Origin of the sequence: Thalassospira sp. HF15 (assembly GCF_011806525.1) — a bacterium.
GTDB lineage: Bacteria > Pseudomonadota > Alphaproteobacteria > Rhodospirillales > Thalassospiraceae > Thalassospira.
The window spans coordinates 196316-220656 of the sequence record NZ_JAAVKI010000003.1 but is presented as its reverse complement, the minus strand read 5'-3'; the positions used below and the strand labels follow the sequence as shown (position 1 = coordinate 220656).

Annotated in this window: 23 protein-coding genes; 13 read left to right on the top strand and 10 right to left on the bottom strand. The window is 55.1% G+C overall.

What is annotated here, in order from left to right:
- Nucleotides 1–49: 49 nt before the first annotated feature.
- Entirely contained in the window at nucleotides 50–490 is a 441-nt protein-coding gene (locus tag HED22_RS07590; RefSeq protein WP_167720784.1) for a GcrA family cell cycle regulator, read from the bottom strand.
- Between the two features lie 198 nt (nucleotides 491–688).
- Here HED22_RS07590 and HED22_RS07585 point away from each other — a divergent pair, with 198 nt between their 5' ends.
- From HED22_RS07585 to HED22_RS07575, 3 genes are all read left to right on the top strand, one after another.
- Entirely contained in the window at nucleotides 689–1351 is a 663-nt protein-coding gene (locus HED22_RS07585; protein ID WP_167720781.1) for an NnrU family protein, read from the top strand.
- A 124-nt stretch (nucleotides 1352–1475) separates the two neighbouring features.
- Nucleotides 1476–1937 carry a methylmalonyl-CoA mutase gene (locus tag HED22_RS07580; RefSeq protein ID WP_167720779.1) on the top strand — a complete coding sequence of 154 codons (462 nt, stop codon included), beginning with the start codon at nucleotides 1476–1478 and terminating at the stop codon, nucleotides 1935–1937.
- A gap of 113 nt (nucleotides 1938–2050) precedes the next feature.
- Nucleotides 2051–2533, top strand: coding sequence for a hypothetical protein (locus HED22_RS07575; RefSeq protein ID WP_167720777.1), 483 nt, complete (start codon nucleotides 2051–2053; stop codon nucleotides 2531–2533).
- Between the two features lie 83 nt (nucleotides 2534–2616).
- Here the strand turns inward: HED22_RS07575 and HED22_RS07570 are convergent, their stop codons facing one another.
- The 3 genes from HED22_RS07570 to HED22_RS07560 form a co-directional block, all read right to left on the bottom strand.
- Nucleotides 2617–3480: an NUDIX hydrolase family protein gene (locus HED22_RS07570; protein WP_167720775.1), complete on the bottom strand. Its 864-nt coding sequence runs from the start codon at nucleotides 3478–3480 to the stop codon at nucleotides 2617–2619.
- A 59-nt stretch (nucleotides 3481–3539) separates the two neighbouring features.
- Nucleotides 3540–3866, bottom strand: coding sequence for a hypothetical protein (locus tag HED22_RS07565; protein ID WP_167720773.1), 327 nt, complete (start codon nucleotides 3864–3866; stop codon nucleotides 3540–3542).
- Between the two features lie 581 nt (nucleotides 3867–4447).
- Nucleotides 4448–5476 (bottom strand): M23 family metallopeptidase, encoded by a 1029-nt coding sequence (locus HED22_RS07560; RefSeq protein WP_167720771.1) that lies wholly within the window; start codon nucleotides 5474–5476, stop codon nucleotides 4448–4450.
- Nucleotides 5477–5653: 177 nt separating this feature from the next.
- On the opposite strand from HED22_RS07560, the gene HED22_RS07555 reads away from it, so the two are divergent.
- A complete protein-coding gene (locus tag HED22_RS07555; protein ID WP_167720769.1) occupies nucleotides 5654–6445 on the top strand; it encodes a sterol desaturase family protein in 792 nt (263 codons plus the stop codon).
- Here HED22_RS07555 and HED22_RS07550 read toward each other — a convergent pair whose 3' ends face one another.
- The gene (locus tag HED22_RS07550) at nucleotides 6446–7237 is read right to left on the bottom strand and encodes a class I SAM-dependent methyltransferase (RefSeq protein ID WP_167720767.1); all 792 of its coding nucleotides are present in this window, start codon (nucleotides 7235–7237) and stop codon (nucleotides 6446–6448) included.
- Between the two features lie 241 nt (nucleotides 7238–7478).
- Between HED22_RS07550 and HED22_RS07545 the strand changes: the two genes are divergently transcribed.
- The 9 genes from HED22_RS07545 (at nucleotide 7479) to HED22_RS07505 (ending at nucleotide 18666) form a co-directional block, all read left to right on the top strand.
- The gene (locus HED22_RS07545) at nucleotides 7479–7916 is read left to right on the top strand and encodes a MaoC family dehydratase (RefSeq protein WP_167720765.1); all 438 of its coding nucleotides are present in this window, start codon (nucleotides 7479–7481) and stop codon (nucleotides 7914–7916) included.
- A 130-nt stretch (nucleotides 7917–8046) separates the two neighbouring features.
- Nucleotides 8047–9003: a bifunctional riboflavin kinase/FAD synthetase gene (locus tag HED22_RS07540; RefSeq protein WP_167720763.1), complete on the top strand. Its 957-nt coding sequence runs from the start codon at nucleotides 8047–8049 to the stop codon at nucleotides 9001–9003.
- A 109-nt stretch (nucleotides 9004–9112) separates the two neighbouring features.
- Nucleotides 9113–11950 (top strand): isoleucine--tRNA ligase, encoded by a 2838-nt coding sequence (gene ileS, locus HED22_RS07535; RefSeq protein WP_167720761.1) that lies wholly within the window; start codon nucleotides 9113–9115, stop codon nucleotides 11948–11950.
- Between the two features lie 64 nt (nucleotides 11951–12014).
- Nucleotides 12015–12485, top strand: coding sequence for a signal peptidase II (gene lspA / locus HED22_RS07530; protein ID WP_167720759.1), 471 nt, complete (start codon nucleotides 12015–12017; stop codon nucleotides 12483–12485).
- Nucleotides 12486–12538: 53 nt separating this feature from the next.
- Nucleotides 12539–13120, top strand: a complete 582-nt coding sequence (locus tag HED22_RS07525; RefSeq protein WP_167720757.1) for a DUF3035 domain-containing protein — start codon at nucleotides 12539–12541, stop codon at nucleotides 13118–13120.
- A gap of 190 nt (nucleotides 13121–13310) precedes the next feature.
- The gene (locus HED22_RS07520; RefSeq protein WP_167720755.1) at nucleotides 13311–14735 is read left to right on the top strand and encodes a pitrilysin family protein; all 1425 of its coding nucleotides are present in this window, start codon (nucleotides 13311–13313) and stop codon (nucleotides 14733–14735) included.
- Nucleotide 14736: 1 nt separating this feature from the next.
- Nucleotides 14737–16068 (top strand): pitrilysin family protein, encoded by a 1332-nt coding sequence (locus HED22_RS07515; RefSeq protein WP_167720753.1) that lies wholly within the window; start codon nucleotides 14737–14739, stop codon nucleotides 16066–16068.
- Nucleotides 16069–16186: 118 nt separating this feature from the next.
- Complete coding sequence (gene mutL, locus HED22_RS07510; RefSeq protein ID WP_167720751.1) at nucleotides 16187–18142, top strand: DNA mismatch repair endonuclease MutL; 1956 nt, start codon at nucleotides 16187–16189, stop codon at nucleotides 18140–18142.
- 8 nt (nucleotides 18143–18150) lie between these two features.
- The gene (locus HED22_RS07505) at nucleotides 18151–18666 is read left to right on the top strand and encodes a GNAT family N-acetyltransferase (RefSeq protein ID WP_167720749.1); all 516 of its coding nucleotides are present in this window, start codon (nucleotides 18151–18153) and stop codon (nucleotides 18664–18666) included.
- Here HED22_RS07505 and HED22_RS07500 read toward each other — a convergent pair.
- The 5 genes from HED22_RS07500 to HED22_RS07480 form a co-directional block, all read right to left on the bottom strand.
- On the bottom strand, nucleotides 18663–20075 hold the full coding sequence (locus HED22_RS07500) for a pentapeptide repeat-containing protein (protein WP_167720747.1): 1413 nt from the start codon (nucleotides 20073–20075) through the stop codon (nucleotides 18663–18665). The genes HED22_RS07505 and HED22_RS07500 overlap by 4 nt on opposite strands.
- A gap of 62 nt (nucleotides 20076–20137) precedes the next feature.
- Complete coding sequence (locus HED22_RS07495; protein WP_167720745.1) at nucleotides 20138–21070, bottom strand: OmpA family protein; 933 nt, start codon at nucleotides 21068–21070, stop codon at nucleotides 20138–20140.
- A 44-nt stretch (nucleotides 21071–21114) separates the two neighbouring features.
- Nucleotides 21115–21888, bottom strand: coding sequence for a motility protein A (locus HED22_RS07490; protein ID WP_167720743.1), 774 nt, complete (start codon nucleotides 21886–21888; stop codon nucleotides 21115–21117).
- A gap of 478 nt (nucleotides 21889–22366) precedes the next feature.
- Nucleotides 22367–23218 (bottom strand): GNAT family N-acetyltransferase, encoded by an 852-nt coding sequence (locus HED22_RS07485; protein WP_254869832.1) that lies wholly within the window; start codon nucleotides 23216–23218, stop codon nucleotides 22367–22369.
- 148 nt (nucleotides 23219–23366) lie between these two features.
- Nucleotides 23367–24308 carry a hypothetical protein gene (locus HED22_RS07480; protein WP_167720740.1) on the bottom strand — a complete coding sequence of 314 codons (942 nt, stop codon included), beginning with the start codon at nucleotides 24306–24308 and terminating at the stop codon, nucleotides 23367–23369.
- Between the last annotated feature and the right edge of the window lie 33 nt (nucleotides 24309–24341).

Sequence of the window (24341 nt, the reverse complement as noted above, 5' to 3'; positions counted from 1 at the left end):
CTTTTTATCTTTGTTGGCATCGTGAGATGCCGTATCGCACGCATGCGACTTATTTCTTGTTTGCAGCCTGCGGACCTTTGGCGCCCGCCGCACCTTGCTGTGCAGGGGGATTGTCTTCGCGGGGATTCTTGCCGTTCAGATAGGCCGCAGCGCAATGCTCGTCGCAATAGGGCTTGCTCGGAACATTCTTTTTGCCGCAGAAATGGAAGTCATCATCGCCCGGATCGCCAAACGGCCAGCGGCACATGCCCGGGCCCAGATCAAAGATCGAAATGCCTTTGGTCTGTTGTTTGGGGGCCGGTGCCGTCTTCTTTTCTGCTTCCTCGGCACGGCGCTGGATCGGGGACGGGCGCTTTGGCAGCCCGAGGCGGTGTGCCTTGCCAACGACAGCATTCTTGCCGACGCCGAGTTCCTCACCGATGCGTGCCGTGGTCCAGCCCTGATTCCAGAGCGAGGTCAGCAATTCAATCTTTTCCGGCGTCCAGCTCATTTCGAGTATATTCCGTATTTCTTGGTCTGCCGTCGGAGTATCCCACGGCAAGGGCTTGTTGTTCGATGTCAAACAGGGATACAGAGGTATCCGCTAATATCGTGTAACGCAAGGGGCTTGGAGATTCGCATCCTTTCGCCCGCGTGCGAACAGGGCAATTTGCATGTTGAAGCCACAATGTAAAGAGGGGATCGTGTTTTGACCGGGTTTTTCATTGCGATTACCGTTTTCCTTGCGGGCCATATCATACCCGGGCTGCTGCGCGAAAGGCTTGTCAGACGTATCGGCTATCGTCCCTACATTGTCGGCTTCTCGGTCCTGTCAATTTTGTTGTTTGGCTGGGTCATTCACGAGGTTCTTGTCGCGGAGTCGTTTTTGCTTTGGGACCATCAAACCTGGCAGGCGCAGCTTCTTGTTATTGTGATGTTACCTGCCTGTATTTTGTGGGCATGTGCCATTCTTCAACCCTGTCCGCTGTCAATCGGTCGAAAAACAGGATTTGATCCGGCGAAACCTGGCATCAATCGCTTCTGCCGCCATCCGCTTTTGCTGGGCATGATGATCTGGGGGATCGGACACATGATTGCCAATGGTGATGTGGTGGCTGTCATGTTCTTTGGCGGCAGCGGTCTTTTTGCCCTGATTGGTTTCTGGCGCATGGAGAAAATCCGTCTGCGCGAAGTTGCACCTGATCAACAGGCGGCGCTGCTTGGCGCAACCCGACGCTTTTCACCTGCTGGCTTGCTGCAGGGCGCGGTCCGGGGACGTGACCTTCTTGCGGGTGTTGTTCTCTATGTTCTTATCCTTGGCGGGCATGGTCATGTGATTGGTGTTGATCCGCTTATCATGACGGGTTGGTAACAGGCTTCTTATTGCAAAGCTTGTCAGCCAAGGTTTTGACAGGGATACTGTAACTTGCGCAGGGCACCTGCGCTGGCCCGGTTTGCCGTGTTGGACGGCAAAGGGCAGTTTCAAGCGAGGTAACATGACGTCTCCTCAACTTGCGAGCAGTCTGGCCAAATTTGCCGAGATGGAAGGTCGTCACCCGCGGCTTCTTCTGGCGACGGCATCGATAGTCGAAGAAAAACACCACAAACAAGTTGCCACCCTGTTTGCTGATGGGGGGTTTGATGTCGATGTCGCGCCCGGTCATTCCGATGCACAATCCATCGCCCGACAGGTCATTGATTGCGATGCCGATATGCTGGTTCTTATCCGGACATCCTTGACGGTAGAAGATCGTGTCAGTGTTGCCGATCTGATTGCCGCCCTTGATGCGCTGGACGGCGAGTATGTCAAAGTGGGTATCGTTGGCAAAGCTGACGACCCGGCAGCGGGCAATGTTGATTTTGTCTGTGATCTTGAACATCTGCAGACAAGCGATTGCGAAGCCCTGATCGACTATATTTTGGCAGTTGAAGAAGGCCGGGTTGCACAACATATTTAGAACATTGCAAAATTTCGCTGACCGGCGGGCAATGTTTTCGAAACCCTTTGGGCGCATACTGGTCGCTTAGCAGTTGCACTCTGAGGCGGCATGTTTAATCAAGGGACGAATGTATGGGATTGCTCAAGGAAACGCTGATGCGCGTCTTTGTCGGCAAAAAGGGCCGGGATGCGATTCAGGCTTATAGTGACGCACAATCCCTGCACGTGCGTGACAGCGCGACGGCCGAGCAAACAGCGGCCCAGGCGCGTCAGGCACGCCGCATTGAGGACCGCGCCCTTGCCCACCAGGATGAAGGCATGTCGGTTGAAGAAGCCCGTGCACTGGCCCTTGCTGAAACCCTGACCGAGCAGGCAGACGCCCCGCATACCGAAATCATGAAGGCCCTGAATGCCGCGGATGCCAAACTTGGCAAAAAGAAAAGCAAGATCGCAACGCCAGAGGATGCCCATCGTCAGGAACTGATCAATGAGGCAGTCAAGGCGCTGCGCAGCAAGCAAAGTGATCTTGATGAGCTTGACCCGGATCTGCGGGCAAAGCTGACCGTGATGGCCGTCGGCGCGCTGATGGGCGGCCCAAACACACCGCGTCAGTAAACGACAACCTGTATTTTAAACAAAAGGGCACCATCCCGGTCGGGCTGGTGCCTTTTTGTTTTCAGGTATTGCAAAGTGTCGGTTCAGGGCTCAAGGCTGCGGTGAAGGCCGGTGACAAGATCGCAATAGGACGGCTCGTTATCGGCGGTCAAATGGCCCTGGCGGATCAGGAAGTCAATCACCACCAGGGCACAATTGAATTTGAAGTCAAACCCGGTGCGGACAATCTCGGCCACTTCGGCGATGGGCAGCAGATCAAATTGCTCAACCTCGCCATCGGCGCAATGCGGGACGAAATCCTCTGGCAGTTCCAGATCGAAATTGACCATAACGTCCGGCTTGAGCCCTTCGTCCGTTTCATAAAGGTATGAAATGGTCCCGATTGGCAAAACGTTCTGTGCGAGGTCAGCGGGAATTCCGGCTTCTTCGGCACATTCCTTGATCATGTTTTCGCGAAAACCAAGGCCGGTTGGCTGGCCGCCGGCCACCATATTATCAAGCATTCCGGGATAGGTCGGTTTGTCCATCGCACGTTTGGCGATCCACATGTGAATGCCATCGGCCTTGCGGACAAAGCCGTTCATATGCACACCCCATGACCGGCATCCGAAATACGGCATGGCAAACCGATCCAACTGACATAGCGGGTCATCGGAAAGACGGTTACGGATATCAAACTTCTCGCCGTGCAGCTGTTTGATTACACCTTGCTGACACAGGGCTTCGGTGGCCTCGATCAGGGTCCGGTTTCGCGCATCAACAGTTTTGATCTGCGGGCCAAAACCATACTCACCGTTTTCGTCGCGCATGAACATATCGCCAAGGCCTGTCAGCGCGGTGGCAAATTCCGAACGGATGGCCCCGACCGGAAGATCGCCAATCCTAAAGCGGGCATAGCGTGCGAGATTGGCGTTATTGCAGGCGTGGATGTGATCAATATAGGCCAAGTCGAACTCCTGTCGGCAAGGGCGCTGCGAAATGGTGCAGCGCCGCGCACCAAGACAGCCTAAGCGCTAAGCGCCGAGTTTGAATAGCCTTTTTCCGACGTCAGAACTGTATTTACGTGGATGATCTGACGCAGGCAGCGTGCGATGTGCTCGGCGACCTTGGTTTCAAGCTGCTGGACCTGAATGTCGATCTGCAGTTCTTCATAACCACGCAAACCTTCGGCGACACTTGAGTGCCAGCTTGCCGGGACGAGGTTTCGCTTGGCAAACAGCTCAAGAACGCGCGGCATGACATCGGGTTCAGCTGCAGCGTGAACGGAGAAACAATAAACGGATTTTTGGGTATGCGCGTCGTGGGTGGACGCAGCAAATGCATGATCAGTCATGACAATGCTCACAGATATTCAGTGCATCAAAAAGGCGAACAGATACGTCCCGGTGTCCTTAGACAACCGGGCTGATAATTCGCGCAATGATGACCGAAAGAATGCTGTGATGTGTCATGAAGCTTTTTAATAGAGGGTCTCTTCAAAACCGGTCGGTTTGAAAGGGGACGCAAATGATGAAAGCGAAGGCTGGATCAGAGAACCAGAAGCGATGCGATCACGGCAAGAATGGTACCGGCGAACAGGATTTCCATCGAACGGGCGATCTGCTGTTCACGAGCAATGGCGATTGCAACGGCTTTGCGCTTATTCATCATGTTTACTCCGTCTTCTGACAGGTAGTGGCAATGTGCAGGTCTCGGCACAGTCCAAATATAGGCAGGCAAAAGGGCGAGTTACAAGTGCTGTGAGTCAAAAAACGTCAAAAAACTTTCAACCTCATGGAAAAGGTCGCGTTTTTGCTGTCGGTTTTGTCACAAATTGCGGTGACCTTGCCTGTTGGCCACACAGTGGGACTTTCCATGTTGTAAAACACACCGGCGCTTGCGAAGTTCCCGCCACGATTCGCTAAATTTTGCCAGCTAGCGGATGGTAACGGTGCTCTGGCCAATCACGCGCCGGGTATTGTCACCACGGGTAAAGGTAATTTCACCCTGATAGGTGCCCGCCGGCCAATAGCTTCCGGGGCGGTCCATATTGATGAAGAACCACTTCGCACGTGGGCCGGCATCGTTGGGCAGATCAACGGCAAAGTCGCGATGTCCGCCTTTGCCGTCTGGCGTTTGCAGGCTCATGCGAATGACGTCACCGTCATTGGCACCGATCAGATAGGCCCAGAAATAAAGGCCCGGGCTGGTGCGTGGCAGTTCCTGGTCCTTGCCATAGCCCCGTTTAAGGTCCGATGCGGTCGGGCGTGCCATCGAAAACCCATGACCATAAAGTGTAATCTCATTATAGGTCAGCTGGGCACGGGCCCCAGTTGACCAAAGGGCGGCATTATCAACACTGCAGTCATTGGGTGTGCTTGCACCCATGGCCGTGCCGCTGAACGGATCAACAAGTTCACCATCCTTGCGCAGATTGAAATGCAGGTGTGGGAAGGTTGCCTGGCCGGAAATGCCGATCCGGCCAATGACTTGTCCGCGGCTGACGCGGTCACCCTGTTTGACTGCGACCCAGCTGCGGCGCAGATGGCAATACTGGCTCTGCCAGCCATCATCATGATCAATCAGAATACCGTTGCCGCATTCAATGCCTTCAAGGCTGTTTGGCGAAATGCGACCGGAATCGATGTCTTCGACCCCTTCGCGCACAGCGATGACTGTCCCATCGGCAATGGCACGCACCGACACGCCTTCAAGCATGGTGGCTTCGTCGGGAATGGCGAAATCCGTGCCGCGATGGCCGTCATATGTCGTGGTGCCACAGGCATAATCGCGAATTTGAGGGCCCGGATCATGATCGACATAATGTACGATGTCACAGGTGTTGCCCGCACAATCGACCGGAAGATCAAACGGCGGGCCGTCTGCAAGGGCAGTGCTGCCAAAGGACAGGGTCGCGAACACGGAAAGAAAGAGTGTTCGAAAAGATCCTGATCGTTCTGGCATAAAGCCCCCTGTATTCAAATTTGCCGTTGTAAGATGGCGTTTCAGTGTTAATCGCCTTTCTCTAACATAAAGGTGATGATACCGCGATGTTCAAGATATTGTTTGCATGTTGCGATATCCGCTATCACTTCAAGATGACGAATACGAACCCGACCTCATCACACAAGGCAGGATGAAATGGATCAGAGCGGACTGTTTCGGCTGGGTATCTTTGCCGCCATTCTGGCGGTCATGGCCTTGTGGGAGGCCTTGGCACCCTATCGACCGAAGGAAGCGGTGCGTCGTCCCATGCGCTGGCTGACCAATTTCGGCCTTTTGCTGCTGAGTGCTGCTTTGGCACGCTTCACCATCGGGGCGGCGATGATTGCAACGGCCATTTGGGCACAGGCAAACGGTTGGGGGATCAATAACCTTGTCGGGTTGCCCCCGTTGTTATCGGGGCTGGTTACCTTTGTCCTTCTGGATTGTGCGATCTATTGGCAACATCGCCTGACGCATATCGTGCCGGTCTTCTGGCGGTTTCACAGGGTGCATCACTGTGACACCGAATTTGATGTCTCGACCGCTGTGCGTTTTCATCCCTTCGAGATAGTCGCATCCGCGCTTTACAAGTCTTTCTTTGTCCTGTTGATCGGGGCCGATCCTTGGGCAGTGGTGATTTATGAAAGCATGCTCAGCGGCTTTGCCCTGTTCAATCATGGCAATGTGCATCTGCCCAAAAGCCTTGATCGCGGCTTGCGCATGTTGATCGTCACTCCTGACATGCACCGGGTACATCATTCCAGCGTCATGCGCGAAACCAACAGCAACTATGGCAATATCCTGTCGATATGGGATCGACTGTTTGTCAGCTATATCGACCACACCAAGGTCAATGATCACGACATGCAGATCGGCCTTGACGAATTCCGCGACAAGGACAGTCAGAGCCTGCTGGGTGTTTTATGGATGCCGTTCGGGCGTCGTTAATTAAACCGGAACCACACCGCGCACCGCCATGGCCGATGCCACAAGGGATCGCCGCCCGTCTGTCTTGCCGCCAAGATATGCCAGGCGTGTGGCCTGCTGAATTTCATAGGCTGTGTCAGCATATTGCCGGTTAAAGAAATTGCGGATCAGGCTGTGCGCGCCCATCAGCGATTGCCAGTAATCATCGAAATCAATGAAATCCATGCGCACGGCCAAGGTCGTCGTGTCGATATCCTGCAATCCGGCATCCGACCAAAGATCGTAAAGATCATCTTCGTCCTCACAGGGGACGTCGAAAATCTCTTCGCGCAGTTTTTCGCCCTCGACCCCGGCCAGAATGGCCGCTGCATCCAGAAACAGCCGGATAAAGGTCAGACCTCCCGACCGGTCCCAGACCGATGCCGCAATCTGCCCATTTGGTTTGGTCACCCGCACCATTTCGCCAAGTGCCTGTTTCGGGTCTTCCAGATCATTGATCAAAAGTTGCGAGCAGGCGGTATCAAAACTTTTGTCCTCAAACGGCAGGGATGACGCATCACCGGTCTTGAGTTCGATATTTGCCGCTTCCTGACGCAGGGCATCGGTTAAATAGTCGGGAATAAGATCAATGCCGACAACCCGCGCATTCGGATAGCGGTTTGCCGCCGCCAGTGTCAGGCTTCCGGTCCCACAGCCAACATCGACCAGTGCCCCGCAGGACGGTGCGGCAACAAAATCAAGGAAGCTACGTGAAAGACGGCGGCTCCATCGACCCATGGCAATTTCATAGGTGTCGGCAATTGTGGTGTTCATTGTGGGGCGCTCCCTAAAGATTTGATCTTCTGAATTCTTTTTTATGATGCCGGGTGGGCATGCCCTGATATGTCGTCGTTTCTGGCAATTTCAAGCGTGTGACAATTGGTCATTCGACGAAATAGGCATTGCTCATTTCTAAAAATGCGCAATAAAATTACAAATATTGCATTGCAAAATAATCATAAGCGCGACATCTGCAGTGTGAGCCAGCGCGCAAAAGGCAAAGGGTTTCTAGGAAATGGACGAACGCGACGGACTTCATGGGCTGTATTTCGAAGATCTGGAGATTGGTCTGTCAGCAAGCTATGGCAAAACGGTAACCGAAACCGATATCGTCATGTTTGCCGGGATTACGGGTGATACCAACCCGGTGCACCTTAATCAGGACTATGCCGAAACCACAATGTTCGAAGGCCGGATTGCTCATGGCATGCTTTCGGCAGGGTTCATTTCCACCGTCCTTGGCACCCGCCTGCCGGGTCCGGGAACGATTTATCTGTCCCAGAATTTGCAGTTCAAGGCACCGGTCCGCATTGGTGACACCGTAACCGCGCGCGTCACTGTTCGCGAAATGATGCCAGAAAAGAAACGCGCCATTCTCGAAACCAATTGCTATGTCGGGGATCGCTGTGTGATCTCGGGCGAAGCAACGGTGATGGTACCATCGCGCGGCTAGGGTCAGGGAAGGCTCGCTTTTTTGTCGGAAAAGTCTTTACGCTTCGGGCCTGCGCCCTATATAGCTGCCTGCTGGATTTGCCGATAAAAGGTCGGCAGGCATGGACCGCAGCAAAGAGAGACCAGCGCGAATGCGCGTTTTTCGATCTTTTGAGAACCTGACCGACGATGCGCGCGGCGCCGTAGTGGCGATCGGCAATTTCGATGGACTGCATCTGGGGCATCAGAAGCTTCTGGATCAGGCCCGTGCGATTGCCCGCGATCTTGGTGCGCCGCTTGCGATCCTGACGTTTGAGCCGCATCCGCGCATGCTGTTTCGTGCCGATGATCCGCCGTTTCGCCTGACCTCGGCCGAGGACCGCGAAACCGCGGCTGGCGGCATTGATATCGACCTGTTCTATGAAGTCGAATTCAATCGCGATTTTGCCGCCATGACCGCCGAGGAATTCGTTGAACGTGTTCTGGTCACGGGGCTTGGTGCCAAGCATGTCGTAGTCGGTTGGGATTTCTGCTTTGGCAAGGGCCGGGCAGGGGATGTCGAGTTGCTGCGCGCCATCGGTGAAAAATCCGGTTTTGGCGTTACCGCGGTGCGTGCTGTGACCCATGATAACGGGATTATCTATTCCTCGACCGCAATCCGTCAGGCGCTCCGCGATGGACGCCCCGAAGACGCCAAGCACCTGTTGGGGCGCCCCTGGGAAATCGGCGGGACTGTCGCCCATGGCGATGCCCGTGGACGGACCATCGGGTTCCCGACGGCAAATGTTCCGCTTGGTAATCATCTGCGCCCGAAATTCGGTGTATATGCTGTCGAACTTGGGCTGGTTTCCGAGGCCGATGGCAAAACCGTGGAACGCTGGGTGCCCGGAGTCGCCAATATCGGTGTGCGGCCAAGCTTTGGCGGCGATGATGATGCCGGGCTTGAAGCGCACCTTTTTGACTTTGATCAGGACATCTATGGCCGGCGTGTGCGCGTGCGCCTGCACGGCTTTATCCGCGGGGAAAAGAAGTTCGATGGGCTTGATGCCCTGAAAGCCCAGATCGCGGCAGATGTGATCGCTGCCAAGGATATTCTCGGCAAGATTTGAATTTGTTGACGAACCCGCTATGATCCGCGCGCTTTTCGCAAGATCAGCTTTTCGCGAGACCTTTGGGGGTTCGCCCTTTTAATTTGTTCAAGACGACAGGACCGTCACGATGAGTGTCGAATACAAGAAAACCGTTATCCTGCCCAAGACCGATTTCCCGATGCGGGCGGGTTTGCCAAAGATGGAGCCCACCCTGCTCGAGCAGTGGAAGGACGAGGACCTCTATGGCAAAATTCGCGGTATTTCGGCCGATCGTGAAATGTTTGTCCTCCATGATGGCCCGCCTTATGCCAACGGCCATCTGCATATTGGTCATGCGCTGAACAAAATCCTAAAAGATGTCATCACCCGTTCGCAGCAGATGCTGGGCAAGAACGCGGTTTACGTTCCGGGTTGGGACTGCCATGGCCTTCCGATTGAATGGAAGATCGAAGAACAGTACCGCGCCAAGGGCAAGAACAAGGACGATGTTCCGATTGCCGAATTCCGCAAGGAATGCCGCGAGTTCGCCCAGAAATGGCTTGATATCCAGCGCGAGGAATTCAAACGTCTTGGCGTGATGGGCGACTGGGACAACCCCTATGTCACCATGGATTACAAGGCCGAGGCATCTATTGCGCGTGAACTTGGCAAGTTCCTGATGAACGGTTCGCTCTATATGGGCTCCAAACCGGTCATGTGGTCGGTGGTGGAAAAAACCGCCCTTGCCGAGGCCGAAGTCGAATATCACGACCATACCTCCAAGACGATCTATGTGCGTTTCCCGGTCACCGAGACCAAGGTTGATCTGCTCAAAGATGCGACCATCGTCATCTGGACCACGACCCCTTGGACCATTCCGGGCAACCGTGCGATTTCGTATGGCGAAGACATCGAATATTCCGTCATCGAAGTCACCGAAACCGCCGAAGAAGCCTGGTCGAAGGTCGGCGAGAAGATGGCGGTCTGTACCGATCTGCTTGAAGATCTGTGCAAAAACGGTCGCATTACCGCTCACAAGGTTGTCGGTACCTTCAAGGGTTCCGAACTTGAAGGCACGCTTTCGGCCCATCCGTTCCGCGGTCAGGGTTATGATTTTGACGTGCCGCTTCTGGCCGCTGACTATGTCACGACCGATACCGGTACCGGCTTTGTCCATACCGCACCGACCCACGGTCCGGACGATTACCAGACAGGTCTGAAATATGGTCTGGAAGTTCCGGAAATGGTTGATGGTGACGGTGCCTATTATCAGACCGTGCCGCTGTTTGCGGGTGAACGCATCTATGACGAAAACGGCAAGGAAGCCGGTGCCAACGAAGCCGTCATCGCCAAGCTGGTCGAAGTGGACGCGCTGCTGTCGCGTGGCCGTCTCAAGCACTCCTATCCGTGCTCGTGGCGTTCCAAGGCACCGGTGATCTATCGCACCACGCCGCAATGGTTCATTTCCATGCAGGACAATGACCTGCGTGAAAAGGCGCTCAAGGCGATTGATGAAACCCGCTTTGTGCCGGAAGCCGGTCGTAACCGTCTGCATTCCATGATTGCCAACCGCCCGGACTGGTGCGTATCGCGTCAGCGGGCATGGGGCGTGCCGATCACGGTGTTCATCGAAAAAAGCACCCGCCAGCCGCTGCGCGACCAGGAAGTCCTTGATCGTGTTTACGAAGCCTTCTGCGAAGAAGGTGCCGATGCGTGGTTTACCCGTGATGCGCAGTATTTCCTCGGCGACAAGTACAACGCCGATGATTTCGAACAGGTCACCGACGTGCTTGATGTCTGGTTTGATTCCGGTTCGACCCATGCCTTCGTGCTTGAAGAGCGTCAGGACCTGAAATGGCCCGCCGACCTGTATCTCGAAGGTTCGGACCAGCATCGCGGCTGGTTCCACAGCTCGCTTCTTGAGTCTTGCGGTACCCGTGGCCGCGCGCCGTATGAAGCGGTTTTGACCCATGGCTTCGTGCTTGATGGCGAAGGCCGCAAGATGTCCAAGTCGCTGGGCAACGTCATTGCGCCAAACGATGTGATCAACAAGCTTGGCGCGGATATTCTGCGTCTTTGGGTGGTGAGCTCGGATTATCACGATGATCTGCGCATCAGTCATGAAATCATTCAGCGTCATTCCGATATCTATCGTCGCCTGCGCAACACGCTGCGCTTCCTGCTGGGCAACCTCGCCGAATTCAGCGAAGACGAAAAAGTCGCAGACAACGAACTGCCGGAACTTGAACGTTGGGTTCTCCATCGTCTGAGCCACCTTGACGACATGGTGCGTAAGACGACGGCAGACTACGACTTCCACAGCATGTTTATCGAACTGCATAACTTCTGTGCGCTCGACATGTCGGCCTTCTATCTCGATATCCGCAAGGACGCGCTTTATTGCGACGCGCCAAGCAGCCTGCGCCGCCGTGCGGCTCGTACTGTCATGGATCGCGTGTTTGATTGCCTTGTACGTTGGTTGGCGCCGGTTCTGTGCTTTACCGCCGATGAAGCATGGCGTGCGCGTTATGGTGCGGAAAGCTCGGTTCACGCGGAAACCTTCAATACGGTTTCCGATGGCTGGAAAGACGACGCACTGGCAACCAAATGGGCCAAAATCCGCAAGCTTCGCCGTGTCGTCACCGGTGCGCTTGAACTGGAACGTGCGGAAAAACGCATTGGCGCAAGCCTTGATGCCGCACCAAAGGTTTATGCGGCAGCAGAATATGTCGAAGCGCTGAATGGCCTTAATCTTGCCGAAATTGCCATTACATCTGACATCGAACTGATTACAGGTGACGCACCGGAAGGTGCCTATACCCTTGAAGATGTTGCAGGTGTCGGAGTTGTGCCGGCACTGGCAGAGGGGGCCAAATGTGAACGCTGCTGGCAAACCCTGCCGGAAGTCGGCAGTCACGCCGAACACAAAACCGTTTGCAACCGCTGTGCGGATGCCGTTGATGAAATGGGAATTGCCGCCGAATAAGGTCGGCAAATGGGACGCCCTGCGACATCGCAGGGCGCATCCCGGCAAGTCAGAAAGAGTGTTGATGAAACATCGTGCCTTTGTGTTTGGTCTGATCGTCATTGCAATCGTGTTTGGTGTCGACCAGTGGACCAAGGCGCTGGCCATTGATGGTCTTTCAAACCCGTTTCGCGTGATTGAAGTCACGCCATTCATGAACTTTGTGTTGGCCTGGAACCCGGGCGTTTCGTTTGGCCTGTTTCAGGGGCAGGCGCCCTGGGTGATGATTGCCGTCACCGCGGCGATCACAATCGGCTTTGGTATCTGGATGGGACGCACGCGCGATTCCATGCTGCGCTTTGCTTTGGCAATGATCATTGGTGGGGCGATTGGCAATCTGGTGGACCGTTTGCGCCACGGGGCTGTGACTGACTTCATCGATCTGCATGTTGCAGGATATCACTGGCCGGTTTTCAATATTGCCGATAGCGCAATCACGGTTGGTGCGGCGCTACTGTTGATCGATTCCCTTTTTGGCGGTAAAAAATCTAGCTGATGAATTTTCACTGGGCTGGCAAGGCCCGGTCTAGACGTTTTAATGAGGCGCAAATGGCCCGGAAACTGACGACACAAATTTTCAAAATTGCATTGCTGGGCGGACTTGCGCTTGGCGTTTCCGGTTGTGAATCAACACGCGAAACCTTTGGCCTGAACAAACAGTCTCCGGACGAATTTCAGGTTGTCTCGCGTGCACCGCTAAGCCTGCCGCCGGATTTTACCCTGCGTGTCCCGGATCCTGGCGCACCGCGCCCGCAGACTGGTTCAACCACCGATCAGGCACGCCGTATTCTGGTCGGTGATGATCCCAACGCCGTAAAGCGTGATATTACCGAGGGTACCCGCAGCAAAGGTCAGGTTGCCCTTCTGTCGGCATCCGGCGCGCAATATGCCGATCCCGACATCCGCAACACGGTGGACCGTGAAACCTCGATCTTCATTTCCGAAAGCGAAGGTGTGGTTGATGATCTTCTGTTCTGGCAGGAAAAGCCGGAATTCGGATCCGTGGTTGACCCGGCCGCAGAAGCCAAACGTATCCGCGACCAGCAGGCCTTGGGTGACAATGTTTCCGGTGGTGCGGACACCCCTGTGATCGAACGCAAACAAAAAGGCTGGCTGGAAGATATCTTCTAAGCTGGGCGGCTTGGTCTTGCGACCACACGACAATTTGATGAATTAGGGCAAGGGCGCGATGGTTTCGCGCCCTTGTTCTGTCATATTCGGTTCTTAAGAAATGTCTGTTGAATGCGGTCGCCCTGTTCTGCACCCGCCGCATTCATCCCCTCTTTGCACAACCATACCTGAATTGGAATGGGACGCCACAATGACAATTCCTGAAACTTTCCGATCCAAGACGCGCGGCTTCTTGTCTGCGATCTTGTTGGCCGCACTTACCCTGGCACTTGTGCCGGGTTTGTCACTTGCGGCGGTATTCAATCCGCAAACCGCAACCCTTGATAACGGGATGCAGGTCGTGCTGGTGGAAAATCATCGTGCACCGGTTGTGACCCATATGGTCTGGTACAAGGTCGGGTCGGCTGATGAACCGCGCGGTGTGTCGGGCATCGCGCATTTCCTTGAACATCTGATGTTCAAGGGAACCGATGATATTGCGCCGGGCGATTTTTCAAAAATCGTAGCGCGTAATGGCGGCAATGACAACGCGTTTACCAGTTGGGATTATACCGGATACTTTCAGAATATCGCCCGTGACCGGCTTGATCTGGTCATGAAGATGGAAGCCGACCGCATGAGAAATCTGAAGCTTTCGGATGATGTGGTTCTGCCGGAACGCGACGTGATTATTGAAGAACGCCGTTCGCGCCTTGATAACAATCCGGGCGCGCTTCTGGGTGAACAGATGCGTGCAAGTCTGTATATGGCGCACCCTTATGGTCGTTCGATCATCGGGTGGCGAAACGAAATGGAAAAGCTTTCCACCGAAGACGCGCTTGAATTTTATCACGACTGGTATGCGCCCAATAACGCCATTCTGGTTGTCGCAGGCGACATCACGATGGATGAGCTGCTGCCGATGGCCAAGAAATACTATGGCGTCATTCCGCGTGGTAAGGACATGACCCGCAACCGTGTTCAGGAACCGGTTCAACATGCCCCGCGCAAAGTAACCATGCGCGACCCGCAGGTCGGTCAGGCGTCCTGGTCGCGCTATTATCTTGCCCCATCGTACAACACCGATGACAATAATGATGCGGCACCCCTTGATGTGCTGAGCGAAATCATTGGATCAGGAACAACCAGCCGCTTCTTCAAATCGCTTGTCGTTGATCAGAAAATCGCCTCAAGCGTTGGCACATTCTATAATCCGGTCGCTGTCGATCTGGCGACATTCGGGGTGTATGGCGTGCCGCGCGGCGATGTTGATCTTGCCGATCTTGAACAGGCGATTGACGGCGAAATCGCCAAGCTTCTTGCCGGTGGTATCACCCAGGATGAACTCGACCGTGCCAAGCAAAAGCTGCTTGATAGTGCGGTCTTTGCCCGTGATTCGCTCTCGGCCGGGGCGCGCGTTCTTGGTCAGTCGCTGGCGGTCGGTTTGACCGTTGATCAGGTCGAAAGCTGGCCGGACCGGATTTCTGCCGTGACGGTGGATCAGGTCAATGACGCTGCCAAACGAGTCTTTAATGACAAGAAGTCTGTCACTGGCTGGCTGATGCCGCCCGAAGGTGGTCCGGTCACTGGGGCGGGTGCGGCCCTTCCGATCACGTCTGGCGAAGGAGTGCACTGATATGAACAAGCTCTTTAAACAGATTGCCGGTGTGGCCTTTGCTTCGACACTGGGTTTTGGTTTCGCGCAACAGGCCAAGGCAGTTGAAGTTCAGGAAGTGATTTCGGATGGCGGCATTCGGGCCTGGCTGATCGAAGATCACATGAACCCGCTCATGACCATGGATATCGCCTTTACCGGTGCCGGGGCTGCGACCGACCCGGAAGGCAAGCTTGGCCTTGCCAATATGGTGTCGGGCCTGATTGACGAAGGGGCTGGCGCGATGGACAGCCAGACCTTCCGCGGTGAGATGGAAAATCGTTCCATCAGCCTGTCCTTTGATGCTGGCCGCGATGATTTTTCTGGTTCCCTCACCACTTTGACGCGTGAACGCGACACCGCGATTGATCTGTTGCGCCTTGCTTTGTCTGAGCCGCGTTTTGATGACGCGGCGGTTGAACGCATTCGTGCCCAGATCGTCTCGGGCCTGAAACAAGCGGAAAACAATCCCCGCGATATCGCCAGCCGCACTTTCTTTGGTGCGATCTTTGGCGATCATCCCTATGGTCGCCCGCCGTCAGGTACACTTGAAACGGTTGCCGGGCTCAATGCCAATGACTTTCGCGGTTTCGTGCGCCGGGCCTTTGCCAAGGACAATCTGATTGTCGGCGTTGCCGGTGACATTACAGCCGACGAACTTGGTCCTTTGCTTGATGAGGCCTTTGGCACGCTTCCAGATCAAAGCGATCTGCCCGAAGTTGCCGATATCACGCCAAAGTTTGGCGATATCGAAATCATCGAACAGGACATTCCGCAAAGTCAGGCGATCTGGGGGCAGAAAGGCATCAAACGCCATGACCCGGATTTCTATGCCGCCTATGTGATGAACTACATCCTCGGCGGTGGCGGTTTCTCTTCACGCCTGACCGAGGAAGTCCGTGAAAAGCGCGGGCTGGCTTACGGCGTCTATAGCTACCTTGCCGATCTTGATCATGCCGAAATGATGATGGGCGGGGTTGCTACGCGCAATGACGCGATTGGTCAGAGCCTGTCGCTGATCAGCGCGGAATGGTCCAAGATGAAGCAGGATGGCATAGATCAGGAAGAACTTCAGAATGCCAAGGCCTACCTCACCGGCGCCTTCCCACTGCGCTTCACCAGCCTTGGGAACCTTTCAGGCATGCTGGTTGGCATGCAAAAGGAAGACCTTGGCATGGATTTCCTCGATCGCCGCAATGACATGGTCAATGCCGTCACCCTTGATGACGTCAACCGGGTGGCTGCCAATCTGATGGACCCGGCCAATGTCACGGTTACCGTGGTGGGCAAGCCCCAAGGTGAATTGGCCTTCTGATCGCAGGTTTAAACCTGAAAAGCTGTAAAGCGCGGTGAAAGGGATTTCGCCGCGCTTTGTGCTTTGATAGGTTCATCTCAACCAAGATAATAATCCGAACATTACGAGCACCGCCTTCATGACCCTGCGCGTCCTGCCACAGAACCTGATCAACCAGATTGCCGCCGGTGAGGTCGTCGAACGGCCTGCGGCTGCGCTAAAGGAACTGGTGGAAAATGCCCTTGATGCCGGGGCGACCAAGGTGGACGTCAATCTGCGCGATGGCGGGCGGACACTGTTGTCGGTCACCGATGACGGCAAGGGCATGACGCCCGAAGAACTCGGGCTTGCGGTCGAACGCCACGCGACCTCGAAACTGCCTGATGATGATCTGTTCAATATCGGTTTCATGGGCTTTCGCGGCGAAGCCCTGCCATCTATCGGATCGGTCTCGCGCATGCGTCTGACCAGCCGGGTGCGGGGCTCTGAAAACGCCTGGACGCTGGCGGTTGAAGGCGGGGCCAAGGGCGAACCCGAACCAGCCGCCCATCCCTATGGCACACGGGTTGAGGTGCGTGACCTTTTCTATGCCACGCCGGCACGCCTGAAGTTCCTTAAAACCGCGCGGACCGAACAGATGTATGCGCGTGAAATCATGGACCGATTGGCCATGGCGCGGCCTGATGTCGGCTTTACGCTGAGTGGCGATAACAACAAAACGATCCTGAATTACCCGGCCTGCGAGGGCGATCTGTTTGACGCCCGCCTCAAACGGTTGGGTGCTGTCATGGGCCGCGAATTTCAGGACAATGCCCTTCAGATCGAGGCAGAGCGTGAAGGCATCCGCCTGACCGGCTATGCCGGTGTGCCGACCTTGAACCGTGGCAACGCCCAGATGCAGTTCATGTTTGTCAATGGCCGCCCGGTCAAGGACCGGCTGCTGCAGGGGGCCGTACGTGGGGCCTATCAGGATTTTCTGGCACGTGATCGCCATCCGTTGTTGGCGCTTTTCTTTGAACTCACCCCGCGTGATGTCGATGTCAACGTCCATCCCGGCAAGACCGAGGTCCGGTTCCGCGATCCGGGACTGGTGCGCGGGCTGATTGTTGGCGCGCTCAAACATGCGCTGGCCGGGGCGGGGCATCGTGCCTCAACCACGGTGGCCGATATGGCGCTGGGGGCTGTTCGCCGCGAAGGTGAGGGACCCTCACTTCCGTATGGTGGCAGTAACCGTACCGGTGGTGGAAGCGGATTTAACATCGGCCAGTATCAGCCAAATGTTCCAAGCCATTCGGCTGTTGAACGCAACTATGCGGCACAGGCACCAGGCGATCCGCAGACAGGATATGGCGGTCTGTTTGATCGCGGGCGCGAGTTCGGCGGCACGGATGACAGCGCTAACATGGCGGGCGGTGGCTTTGCTGCGGCTGCCGCAGCAGCCCTGTCGGGCGGCTATGACGCAGCCGCGCCATCAGCACGGATTGATAACATCGCCGATGAAGGCAAGTTTGTTGATCATCCGCTGGGTGCGGCGCGCGGTCAGGTGCATGCCAACTACATCATCGCCCAGACCCGTGATGGGTTGGTGATTGTCGATCAGCACGCTGCCCATGAACGCATTGTCTATGAACGCATGAAGGCCGATCTGGCCGAAAACGGTGTGAAGCGACAGGGCTTGTTACTGCCCGAAGTGGTCGAGCTTGATGAAGCATCGGCTGATCGTATTGGCGATCGGGCCGAAGAATTTGCCGAGCTTGGTCTGGTGATCGAGCCGTTCGGTCCCGGTGCCATTGTGGTCCGCGAAGTGCCCGCCTTGTTGGGCAAGGTCGATGTTGGTGCACTGGTGCGCGACATGGCCGATGAGATCGCCGAACTGGGGCAGGGCATGGCATTGAAGGATCGCCTGATGTATGTCTGCGCCACCATGGCGTGTCATGGTTCGGTGCGATCAGGGCGCAAGCTTAATGCTGATGAAATGAATGCGCTTTTGCGCCAGATGGAAGCCACCCCGCATTCCGGGCAATGTAACCATGGCCGTCCGACCTATGTCGAACTGAAGCTAAATGACATCGAAAAGATGTTTGGCCGCAGATAGGAAACCAGATGGCAGAAATCACGATTGATGTTGCAACACTTGATGACGCAGCCGCTGTCAGTGCGTTGTTTGCGCGGTCCTATTCGACATTTCTTGCCAATGACTATGCGCCCGAAATTCTTGCGCGCGCCATGCCGTTTCTGACCTTTGCAAAACCCGATCTGCTGAATTCAGGTACCTACTATATTGCCAAATCCGAGGCCGGTGACATTGTGGGCGCCGGCGGCTGGACCGCGGTGCGACCGGGCAGCACAGCTGGGGATGTTCAAAGCGGTCTTGCCCATGTTCGGCATTTCGCGGTTGATCCGGCTCATGCCCGCAAAGGCATTGCCAGCATGCTGTTTGATCGCTGTGTAAAGGATGCCAAGGCAGCAGGAAACGTAACCCGCTTTGAATGCTATTCCACGCTTACGGCGAGACGGTTTTATGAATCCTGCGGCTTTCGGGTGATCGGCGATTTTGCCGCCCCCTTTGCCCCGGATTTCAGTTTCCCCAGCCTGCATATGGTCCGGGAACCGGATTAATCGCGCAATTTGAGATCACGGGGAAGTCGTGTATTGGCGTTGACGCGTGCGCGCTGGATTTGTTCGGCAAACAGGCCGCGTGTGCCGCTCAGATCAGCATCGCGAAAATCAGCCCCCGCCAGATTGGTACCACTCAGATCACAGTTTGGTAGCTGCATGCCCCGGAAGTTGGCGTTGGACAGGTCAGACCCGAGAAACACCGTATTGCGCATCACCGCCTTGTTAAAACGCGCGCCCGACAGGCGACTTGCCGCCAGATTGGCGTTATCCAGATTGCTTTCCACAAAGTCGGCTGCAATCAGATTGCAGCGGCGTAAAACTGCATCCTTGCAATTGGCGCGCTGAAAACTGGCAAAGGGCAGGCCGCACCGGCTGAGGTCAATGCCTTCAAGCTCGGCCTCGCGCAGGTCGGCATGTTCGATGGACATCACCGTGCCTTCGCGTCCGCCTGTATCGACCCAAAGTTTGTGACTGATCAGGGCTTCATGAAGATCGATTTCGACGAGTTCTTCATCCTCGGCCTCAAGGGTGTCTTCGGGGACAATCTCGTCTTCGGGCGGTTCGGCTGACTTGGTTTCAGTTTGTGTGATCGCCGGGCTTAAGGCTTCGCGCGCTGATTGCATGGCTTCCACATTTTGGGTGCGGGTCTTTTTGTCGCGCGCGGTCGGAACGCCGACAAGCTCGCCATCGTCAAATGTCTGTCCCGTGCCATTCAGGCGCGGTCGGGTATCGGCAATGTCAAGATTGGTTGTGATGCCGACCGCCGGGGACGCTGTGGGTGTTCGGGTCCGCGTTTTGGGACCGGCACCATCATTTTCCAGCTTTCCGGTTTTATCAGAACCATCCACGGCCTCTGAAGACGCAGACGCAGACGCAGACGCAGACGCAGGTGCGGGCGTCACAGCCGAGCCGGTTTTTTCAGGCGCGGGTGTTGGCCCGCCAGCTTTGGCAAGATCCTGTGGACGGGCCGGGCCGAAATAGTTTTCTTCCAACACAAAGCGGCGCGGTTTTTTGGCAACCATGTCAATGATCTTGGCCAGACGCTCCGCATCGACCGGTTGGCGGAAAACGCCCTCGATACCGGCATCTACGGCATCGCGCATGCCGCGCCGATCAAGCTTCGGCGCACCCAGAAGGATCGGAACCTCGCGTCCGTGCGGATTGGCATCTGTTGCCGAATCCCGGATGGCGCGGATGGTGGAAATGCCCCGAATGCCATCAAGATAAAGACCGATCAACACCAGGTCCGGTTTGAGCTCGGACACCAGTTCGACCGTACGGTCACGGTCATCACACTCGACAAATTTGCCAAAGCCAAGCGGCTCAACAGCGGCGCGTGCTGCGTTGATGTTCCGTTCGCTGTAATCTGCATACAGGATCGTCTTTTTCTTGTTGTCATGGCCAGCCATGATGCGCGGTGTTCCCTTTGCTCAAAGGTTCTTGTCAGTCGGGCCCTTTGGACGGCTATCCGTCAGGGCCCGTCAGACGGAATGCTGAAGGTGCGTCGTTTTCTGTCATCATCGGTTCCACCGCCTGGTGCGATCATACCGTCGCCAACCTCATCCCCACCTTCTGATGGTGCTCTGAACTCACCATCGTCTGCTGATCCATCACTGCCCGGCGCATAGTTGCTGTCTAGCATTTCAATGGTAATTTCGACCCGACGGTTGGTTGCCCGCCCTTCGGGTGTGTCATTGGCGGCCAGTGGTCGACTGTCGCCATATCCCTGAATGACCATGCGGGTCGGGTCGGTGCCGTTCTGATCGATCAGAAAGTGCAGAACCGATGTCGCACGCGCCGCTGACAGGTCCCAGTTTGATATATAGGGTGACGACGCCGAAACCGGAACATTGTCGGTATGACCGGCGACCTGAATTTCGCCTTCGGTCTGGTTGATGACCGGCGCAACGCGGTTAAGGATGGCCGCAAATTCCTCTGTCATGCCTGATGAGCCGGACGGAAAAGCCAGTTCGTTGGGAAAGCGCACTATGACTTCACCGTCGACACGTTCCAGCCCGACTTTGTCTTGAAGGCCCATGTTATCCAGAACCTTGCCCAGCGTTTCTTCAAGCGCCTCGGCCTTTTCTTCCTTGCTGTCGGTTTCCTTGCTTTCGACCTCTGGTGTGTCAGCCTGCGGAATTTCAGACACGACGCGCGGAGTATCTGGGGTTGGTGCCTTAAGCGATTTGCCGACTATTGAGCCATCAAGCTCGATCACCCCGGCAAGCTGATCCTGCTGGGAAAACCCGAATGCGGCCTTTACGGACCCGGCAATCTGTTTATAGCGGATGACATCCATCTCGGCGAAAGTCAGCAACAATACAAACAGGACAAGCAGTAACGACATCAGATCGGCGAATGTCGCCATCCAAGCCGGTGCGCCTGCTGCGGGTTTCTTTGCCATGGACTATGCCCAGCCTGTTGCCTGTTTGCGCGCCGCCACCATAATCATTCTCCTCCGCCGGCTTCTTCGTCGGCCGGAACACCGCCCGGAATGTAAGGACCAAGGATTTCCTTCATGACCATCGGGCTCTGGCTGGCCTGAATTTGCACGACCGATTCAATGATCAGCTGTTTGGTGTTTTTCAGTCGGTCGACCTTAAGCGCAAGCTTGTCGGCAACAGGAAGCGCGATCAGGTTGGCCAGAACGGCACCATAGAATGTTGTCAGCATGGCAATCGCCATCGCGGGGCCGATTGCATCCGGGTCAGACAGGTTGGCAAGCATCTGCACAAGACCAACCAGCGTGCCGATCATGCCAAAGGCCGGTGCAGTATCGCCAATGCCCCGAAACATCAGTTCGCCAAGTTCGTCATTCTGGATCGATTTTTCCACTTCGCTTGAAATCGAACTGCGGATGACTTCGCCGCTGTGACCATCCACGCACATGCGAATACCACGCGCCATGATTTCGTTGTCGATCTCGACGCTTTCAAGGCCGAGAAGGCCGTTCTTGCGGACAATACCGGCAAGCTCAATGGCCTTTTCATAGATTGAAAGCGGATCTTCCTTGGGGTTCTTAAACGCAATGCCGATCCCGATCTTGAGGGACTTGATTACATCGCGCATGGGGAACTTGATCAGGGTTGCTGCCGCTGTTCCGCCAAACACCACCATGATCGACGGCACGTCGACAAAGGAATCAAGGCTGCCGCCCAGCAAAATGGCGCCAACAATAACGCCCATCCCGGCGATAATTCCAATAAGTGTCGCAATATCCATGTCGGTTTTTAGTATCCGGCTTTAAAACAAATTCCTGAAACGTGCAGGTGCCCAATGACGGCAGGTAACACGTGGCGGGTCATAACTTATCGGTTGTCTGACAGCCATGCAGGGCGAACGACTGCACGGGAACCTACCAGATGGAAATGAAACGCTTACTACACTCCTGAAATTGGGTTTGCGTTACCGGTTTTCCATATGCTTGCGACAACTTCCTGCGCATAAAGGCGAAAAGCGTTCCGCAAACAGGGACACCAACGTGTAAAATTACGGCGTTGGTTTAGTTGACGCTATACTTTTGGCATTAAATGTTTGTTGCCAGACTTTCACAAAGCGCTCAACCCCGCCCTAAGAATAATAGGTCATTATCCATAGGGGTGCTGTGATTGCTTTTACACGCTGAGGCTGTTGGCGAACAGGACCGGAATCCTGACAGATTCTGATTTTTCTGTGCTTTGCGTAGGAAACTCGGGTCGATCTAACCAAGTTCGAACGACGAAATCCCGAAAATATTATCAAGATCAAGCTTGGGTGCCGGACCTTTATACATGCGTGCAGTTTCAAACTCCTGCACCATGTCGTGCCCTTTGGCCAAATCAACTGCGGCCTGATTGGGTTCGGGCACGTCCAGATAGACCTTGTTGCTCTGATCAGAACGGCTTTGCAAAAGGGCGCCAAACAAGGTTTGCGCATCTTCCGCGTTCTGTGCAAACAACGGGCCGATCTTATGGCCTTCAATGCATGGGCGGATCAGACCATAACCGCGAATACCCATGGGTCCCTTAAGGGCAAGGGCGGTGTGTTTGTCGTTGCCGATCCAGCCGCGCAGGAAATTTATCCGACTTTCAGGGAACAGATGACAGGTCTGTTCAAAGGCATCGACAATGGCAATGTCATGCAGATCAAGCGTGATCAGATCATCGGGGATTGCGACATTCGTGGTGACCACGCCACCAAAGCGGATATTGCGATGGGCAAATTCAAAGCCTGACTTGCGATAGTTATCCTGCTGATCAACAACGCCGTCGAGGCCAATGGTCTTGAGAACACTGTCCTCAAGCACCGTCTGCCATAGCCGATAGCCAAGACCCGATCCGCGCCGATCCGGGCGGCAGATATAAAACCCGACAAACCCGAAATCCGAGCTGTACTGCACCGCTGAAATCACGGCGGCCAATCCTTGCTTGTCAAACGCGCCCCAAAACCCGTCCGTATCGGTGTTAAAAAACACCTCTGCATCGGCAAGACCAGGATTCCAGCCTTCTTTGGCAGCCCATTCAACGGCAAGGGGAAACTCGAATGATTTGAGACGGCGGATTTTATCAGGCATCGCTTTTTTCAGACTTATGATGATCAGATGAATGTCGGGTTTGCCCAGAAGGGCAAGGCAAACACATCTGCCAAACATCTATCACGGGACTGCAAAATCAATGAAATTTTTTAATTGAGAATACATGCCCTTGGCGGATCGGGGCTGATCAATTCGCTCGGACATTGGCAACCGATTGATGCAAGTCCGGGGCGAAATGTGCAATCGCGTTATCAAGTGCATTCAGGATGTCAGCAATCAGCGGATTGTTCGCGGGGACCGTTGTCTGATCAATTTCACTGCGCAATTCGGTAATGGCGCGGATCAGTTCACGATTGGTTGGGTTGGCCGCTGTGGCAATTGAGTTGGCGCGTTGGCTTATCATCCTGCGCACAGCCCGGAAGGCGACCATTTCCTGTTTGGCATCGAACGTTGGGGCTTCGTTTGGTCTTTCCAGCGCATGTTTTAATGACAAGCCGGTCATGTGGCTGGGCTCCGCAATCAGGGCAGATGTGATCATGCGAAATGCAATGATATCGGTGGCCAGCTGATCGCGGTTATGCGTATTTGCCAATGCGTCAAAGGCAAACAAATCCGCTTCGTGCTCGTCACTGTGATCCTTTAGGTCATCGCCACCGAAATGATCCGGGCGGCAATGGCGGACTTCATGAAAGATCAGCCAGCGATAAGTCAGATCGGCATTGCTGGCATAGTTAAGCCGTGTGCCAAACCAGTTGCGCATCAGTTCGGCAAAGATTTCGGTGTTGTTTTCCGGTGTGATCCTGACCGGGACAAAAATCCGGCAGGTTGCCAAGGCTGCATTACCTTTGCGACCGGTTAAGGTGAAGGGCGACCGGGGAAGCTTGGCAAAGGTCTGATCCGGGTTCTTGATGTTGCCAAGCCCAAGCGCCTCGTCAATCTGCCTTAAGAAGTCTTCCCGTCCGTCAAAGACCAACAGGTCGATGTTCCCGAACTCTCTGAGTTCCGATGCCAGATCGGTGGTGTTTGCTGTGGGCGCGGTCGCCTGCGCGTGGCTGGCACCGGCACAGATCAGAACCAGTGTCGCAATCAGGCCAATTCGCTGAAGGTATGTCCGGGCCAAAGCAATCATATGATCACTATGCCCGTCCACCGGCGTTGGTGC